Annotated in this window: 5 protein-coding genes and 1 pseudogene; 2 read left to right on the top strand and 4 right to left on the bottom strand. The window is 40.0% G+C overall.

What is annotated here, in order from left to right; genetic code table 11:
* The 3 genes from EWV66_RS05345 to EWV66_RS05335 form a co-directional block, all read right to left on the bottom strand.
* The coding region (locus EWV66_RS05345; protein ID WP_287107241.1) for an Rpn family recombination-promoting nuclease/putative transposase at positions 1-618 on the bottom strand (618 nt) is incomplete at its 3' end.
* Between the two features lie 295 nt (positions 619-913).
* Positions 914-2554: an MBL fold metallo-hydrolase gene (locus EWV66_RS05340; RefSeq protein ID WP_052276421.1), complete on the bottom strand. Its 1641-nt coding sequence runs from the start codon at positions 2552-2554 to the stop codon at positions 914-916.
* A 24-nt stretch (positions 2555-2578) separates the two neighbouring features.
* Positions 2579-2701 carry a DUF8629 family protein gene (locus EWV66_RS05335; RefSeq protein WP_002737208.1) on the bottom strand — a complete coding sequence of 41 codons (123 nt, stop codon included), beginning with the start codon at positions 2699-2701 and terminating at the stop codon, positions 2579-2581.
* Between the two features lie 662 nt (positions 2702-3363).
* Here EWV66_RS05335 and EWV66_RS05330 point away from each other — a divergent pair.
* On the top strand, positions 3364-4023 hold the full coding sequence (locus tag EWV66_RS05330) for a type II restriction-modification system restriction endonuclease (protein WP_052276420.1): 660 nt from the start codon (positions 3364-3366) through the stop codon (positions 4021-4023).
* A gap of 2 nt (positions 4024-4025) precedes the next feature.
* Complete coding sequence (locus EWV66_RS05325) at positions 4026-5480, top strand: SAM-dependent methyltransferase (protein WP_072926716.1); 1455 nt, start codon at positions 4026-4028, stop codon at positions 5478-5480.
* A gap of 18 nt (positions 5481-5498) precedes the next feature.
* On the opposite strand, the pseudogene EWV66_RS05320 reads toward EWV66_RS05325, so the two are convergent.
* A pseudogene (locus EWV66_RS05320) lies at positions 5499-5663 on the bottom strand (helicase); the annotation flags it as partial.
* Positions 5664-5973: the final 310 nt, after the last annotated feature.

The raw sequence follows: 5973 nt of genomic DNA, 5'->3' as shown, positions 1-5973 counted from the left end.
TTCATCTAAACTAAACATAGTTTCTATCTCCCGACGATTGAGAAGCGGTAACTTATAAACGAGAATCGTCTCTATTAATTGTAAGAGTTCTTGCGGTTTTTGGTCGGGGGTTAATTCTTCCCGCACTCTTTGGATTAATTTTCGGGTGCTATCAAGCGCTTTTGCTTTAGATAGGGTGATTAATTGCACTGTGGCTAAACCAATCGAAGTTTGAGGAGTGTTTTCTAATTCATTCAGATAAATCCGTCTCACTCGCTCGCAGTTGAGGAGTTCCCGATAGCGTTGAACTTTATCGGTTTCTACTTGAGGGTTAGGATAGACAATCACACCCCGCCAATCATTGGTTAAGTTAGTTTTACTGAGATATAAGAAGATTTCAGTGAAAAAGCGCTGATAAAAAGCCTCATCTTCTTGAAATTGTACCTCACAGAAGTAGATAGGAGTCTGGGGGTGATTATTTTGCGGCAGAAAGACTCCATCAAGACGAAAGGAAAGTTGTTTGACTTCCACTGAGTCAAAGCGGTAGTTATTGGCTTCGTTGATAGGGAGTTGAATTAATTCAAAGAAGATAGAGGGGAATGATTGAAAGAGTTGATAAAAAATCGTGTCAGTTTTCATGCTTTTATTTCTGAACCTCCCCCCCAGTATTATACTAGCTATGGAAAGTCTTACAGAGCCTGAGTTAAAATCTTCATAAGGGTTTTGTTAATTTTTTAGTATTTCTGTATGGAGCAAATCCAGGAATACTGACTCCTAACCCTGAAACTTTTTCAGCCAGCCCTAATTAAGTAGGTGGGTGGAATTAAGTAGGTGGGTGGAATTAAATATAAGATGAACGTAGCATGAAACCCAACGCCCGATTATGTTACGCTACCGCTAACCCATCCTACAAATAATTGTGCCTCCCTAATTATTATATATTGGCCTCAAAAACGGGACAATAGCCTTCGGGAACCACTTTAAAACCGTAGAGGGGAGAAGCGGGATTCCAACAGCGCTGACTTTTGTAGTGGACACAGACACGACAGCAATCCATCTCCTCTAAAGCTTTGGTGATGCGATTGGGACTCTCGCTTAATAATTCCCGTTGGGAGACTCCCCGCAATAATAATTCTTCCCCTTGCCAGCGCGCTTCCACCAGTCCCGTATCGGCGAAATTACTCCACCGGGGATCCCGGGTGATCGGCTCTGGTAAGGTGATAGTGATGGTCGAATCCGATTCATTTAATTCTCCCTCATAGTGGCTGGGGGCCGGGGGTGTCGGTTGCATAAAGCGATCGCCAATAGGCAATTCCACCAGAGTTCCCACGGCCGGGGAATGGAGTTGATAACGGCTTTGTAATTCTTCTAAACTGGTCAAATCCGCTAGATATAGGGGCGAGCCATGGACGAACATGATATGCTGCGGTCGCAGGTTATGGATTAGTTGGGTGGTGTTGCGACTATCGCTATGTTCCGCGAGTAGATAGGTTTCTTGGCTAATTAATCGCGAACGCTGTGCCGCTTTTAATCGGGGATTCTCCAGGTTGATATCGTGCAGGTGTTGGGGAACTAAGATTAACCAAGGTTTATCCCCTTGCAGATATTTACTCACCTCCTCTAGGCGATCGATTAGTAAAATTATCGGAGTGGTTCCCCCTAGAGGTGTCGGTTTTTCTGGCAACTTTCGCAACCGGGGACAGATGCGCTCATCCCAAAATAAGGGCTGATGTTTGGCAAAATTCTGGACAGATGCGGGAAATTGCGGTAAAATTTCTAGGTAGGCATCGCAGGCTTTAGCGATCTTGCCCCCAACCCAGATATCAATGTCGCGACCTGTGAATTGGTGGTGCGATCGCAGTAATTTTAAAATTTCTTGACCCAATCCCAAAGCGGGGACGGGTAGTAGGACATTTTGTCCCTCAGCGATCGCATGATAGATGCGATTCATCAACTGTTTTTCCTGCTGTCGTCGGTGGGGATGGCGCTCTGTGCCGTAACTGCCTTCAATAATCAGCACATCGGGGGATACTCCCCGCAGCAGATCGATCGATAATCCTTCCACCAGTTGAAAATTAGATAGGGAAAAATCGCCGGTATAGAGGACTTTATAGGTGCGTTTGGGGGTTTTGTAGGTGAATAGGACCGCGGCAGCCCCGGGTAGGTGGCCGGCCGGAAAAATCTCGACGGTGAGATCATCAAAGAGAGCGAACGGCGATCGCCATGGCCAACCCTGACAAAAACTGCCGATTTCCTCAGCAGAATCGGGCCATTGTAGGGGCAGCAGTTGTACTGTCACCTCACTGGCATAAACTGGCAATTGGGGATAGGTCTGATGGAGAGCCATTAACCCACGGATGTGATCGCTGTGGGCATGACTACAGAACACCAGATCCACGGGGGGTTTTTTATTTTGGGTGAGGGGTTGCATATCGGCCAAACCGCAATCTAAAAGTATGCGATAGGGACCGATTTTCAGTAGGAGACAAACCCCTTCCGATGCGTGACCGACACCAAAAGGTAAACAGGATAAAAGGGATTTTGACCCCCAGACAGCAGTAGAGCGTTGAACCATGGCAACCCTGATCATGATAACTGGTTAGTGAGCGGAACCATTGCCATCGTAGTTATCGCTATCATAAAAACCGTTGCGGGTGCCGAAAAAGAGACAAGAGACGGTGAATACAGCCGTTAGTGCCAACAGGATTAATTTGATGTCCATATAATTAGTGCAACTCCTCAGAGGGTAATCTCCCCTCATACTAACCCAACTTTTTCGCTTGTTAGCAGCTAGGTTTCGAGTTTGGCCATGGGTGCTCACCCTCTTTCCCCCACCATCGCCCAGTCTATGTTAATAATTAACGAAGGCAGCAAGCGGAGGGCAGGAGTCCGTTTTTGTAACGGGGATTTATACTCCGCTCCAAAAACTTTTCGCCAACCAGGAGCGAGGTTTTAGACCTGTCCATTAGTCACATCTTTCTTAACATTTCAAACCTTTTTAGCACAGGGCTTTCAAGACTCGGTTAACAATCTGTAATATTCCTTGTTGACACCCTTAATGACAAAGAAAAAACTGAAATCAAGTCAGGATAAGGGTTAGAGTCCTTACTGACCAAATTGTTAAGAAATATCTCTATAAGGGATAGGTTTTAGACAAGGGTTGTGCGCGATAATTTTAGTTAATTTAAAAGTCTTGAGCAAAGCTAATCCCAAGTCACAGGACTACTTTTCTGTATCTCATATTAAGAAAAAACTATGAGCGATAATATTTTGTCTCAAGCTTCACAGCGATGTATTACATAGATGGCAGTTGACTTATAATTAAGAAAGCTTGCTAATTTTGTCAGATAGAAAAAACGAGGAGATTAATTAATTTAGCTATATATGTCAAGATTAACCCAAGAATCTTTAGGTAATGAGGCGGCTATATTTTCAGCTTTAGAGTCTCAACATCAAGAAGCTTCGCTCTACGGTGTTACAGATGGTAAAGCGATCGGAACCTACTTAGAACAAAAGTTTAAACTATATCTAAAAGAAAAATATGATTTTGTTGAGGGTAATGCAGCCAGTGGTATCGATTTTCCTGAGTTGCTGGTTGATATAAAAGTAACCAGTACTAAACAACCACAATCATCTTGTCCTTTTAAATCCGCAAGACAAAAGATTTTTGGCTTAGGATATTCCTTAATTATTTTTGTTTATGAAAAGTTAGATAATAGTCTCAATCGCACTGCCAATTTAAGAATGATCACGACAATTTTTGTATCGGCTGAAAGAACAGCTGATTTCCAGATGACTCGTGGTATTCGCAACATCTTAAACAATCAGGGTAACAAAGATGATTTAATTGCCTTTATGTTAGATAAAAACTTACCCGTTGATGAAATGGAAGCAGCCAATATAGCCGATGAAATTCTTGCTAATCCTCCAGTACAAGGATTTTTAACCATTTCCAACGCCTTACAGTGGAGACTACAATATACTAGAGTAATTGATCTTGCTGGTCAAGAAGAAGGATTAATAGCTATTTATAGAGAGAATTAGTCATGTCAGTTTCTCCAGTTAAAGTTGAATACGGCGACTTTCAAACTCCTTTAGAGTTAGCCGAAAAGATTTGCCAAAAGTTATCACAAATAAATGTTAATCCCAAGGTAATTATTGAGCCAACTTGTGGTACAGGAAACTTTTTAAAATCGGCAGCAGCTACCTTCAAACAAACTGAAAAAATTCTTGGCTTTGAAATTAATCCTAATTATGTTGCACAGATAGCCCAAGATGAGCAATTATGCCAAGATACAAGAATACAAGTTCATCAAAATAATTTTTTTGACTGTGATTGGAATGCTCTAACTCAAGCATGGAAAGAGAATATTTTATTCTTGGGGAATCTACCTTGGATAACAAACTCAAAACAGGGATTGATTAATGGTAGCAATTTACCGCAAAAAAGTAACTTTCAAGGTTATCAGGGTTTAGATGCTATCACAGGAAAAAGTAACTTTGATATTTCAGAATGGATGTTAATTAAATTGATTGAATGTCTTAATCATCGTTCAGCTTATCTGGCAATTATCTGCAAAACAGCCGTTTCTAGAAAAATTTTGAACTATATTTATACTCAGAAAATTAATCTCACCTATTCGGCAATTTATCCGATAAACACTCAAAAATATTTTCAAGCTAATGTAGATGCTTGTCTCCTATTTTGTCAATTTGATTCTCAATCAGAAAATTACTTTTGTGATGTTTTCAAGAGTTTTGAGGAAAGGGAGTTTCAGCGTATTGGTTATCAAAATGATATTCTAGTCAGAGATTTAAATACTTTTATCAGACTAGAGAAGTTATATCATCGGCATCCTCTAGTAGAAAAATGGCGTTCAGGTATTAAACATGATTGCTCAAAAGTCATGGAATTGCAGTTAGTTAATGGAATTTTTGTCAATGGTTTAAAGGAAATCGTTGATATTGAAACCACCTATCTTTATCCTCTCCTTAAAGGTTCAGATGTGGCACAAAATCGCCTAGAAATTATCAATAAATACGTTTTAGTAACTCAGAAGTTTATTGGTGAATCTACAGAAAATATGCGAGATATAGCGCCAAAAACTTGGCAGTATCTAGTTAATCATGTAGATTACTTTGGGAATAGAAAAAGCAAAATCTATCAAAATCAACCAGATTTTTCTATATTCGGCGTTGGTTCTTACACCTTCTCTCCTTTTAAAATTGCCATTTCTGGACTTTATAAGAAACTGAATTTTCAACTTATATCACCCTATCAAAATCAACCAGTTATTTTCGATGATACTGTTTACTTCTTAAGCTTTGATGATTTAGATACTGCTCAGAAAACACTACAGCTTCTCAATTCTTCCCTAGCGATGGAATTTTATTCATCTCTGATATTCTGGGATGAAAAAAGACCAATAAAAACCCGTATTTTAAATAGTTTGAATTTATCAGAATTAGGGTGTATTACTAACGCTAACGCAGCTAAGTAACGCAGCTCACGGGATATTTTATGATAATTTTTTCATCTCCTCGATAATTGTCCTTGTCTCGACGCTAACGTTACACCCACGGGTTAATAAGTCAACCACTTGCTCTTTATACTTTACAAAATGATAGGTATTAAATTTCTCAGCGATGGTTTTATCTTTAGGTTTCTTTTCTTTATATTGATCTTTATACATTATCATAACTACTCTAGAATATACGCCTTTAATTTCTATGTGTTGTTCGTAGGTAGGCACAATTATTTGTAGGATGGGTTAGCGGTAGCGTAACATAATCGGGCGTTGGGTTTCATGCTTCAACCCAACCTACGTTCATTTTATATTTAATTCCACCCACCTACTTAGATTAGATTTAATGGTCATCGAAAATTTGGGTCTGAAACCCCGTCGTTCTACGACGGCTTTACTGTTAAATATGAGCATCGTTTACGAAATATATGCTAAAATGTGAGACATGGAAAAAGCCTACTCGTTTCGA

The sequence above is a fragment of the Microcystis sp. M_OC_Ca_00000000_C217Col genome (assembly GCF_007095585.1).
Classification (GTDB): domain Bacteria; phylum Cyanobacteriota; class Cyanobacteriia; order Cyanobacteriales; family Microcystaceae; genus Microcystis; species Microcystis panniformis.
This window is presented reverse-complemented; position numbering and strand designations above follow the sequence as displayed.

Bases quoted from the DNA above. Each gene is read 5' to 3' on its own strand.
- EWV66_RS05340 (WP_052276421.1), bottom strand. From the start codon at position 2,554: ATGGTTCAACGCTCTACTGCTGTCTGGGGGTCAAAATCCCTTTTATCC.
- EWV66_RS05335 (WP_002737208.1), bottom strand. From the start codon at position 2,701: ATGGACATCAAATTAATCCTGTTGGCACTAACGGCTGTATTCACCGTC.
- EWV66_RS05330 (WP_052276420.1), top strand. From the start codon at position 3,364: ATGTCAAGATTAACCCAAGAATCTTTAGGTAATGAGGCGGCTATATTT.
- EWV66_RS05325 (WP_072926716.1), top strand. From the start codon at position 4,026: ATGTCAGTTTCTCCAGTTAAAGTTGAATACGGCGACTTTCAAACTCCT.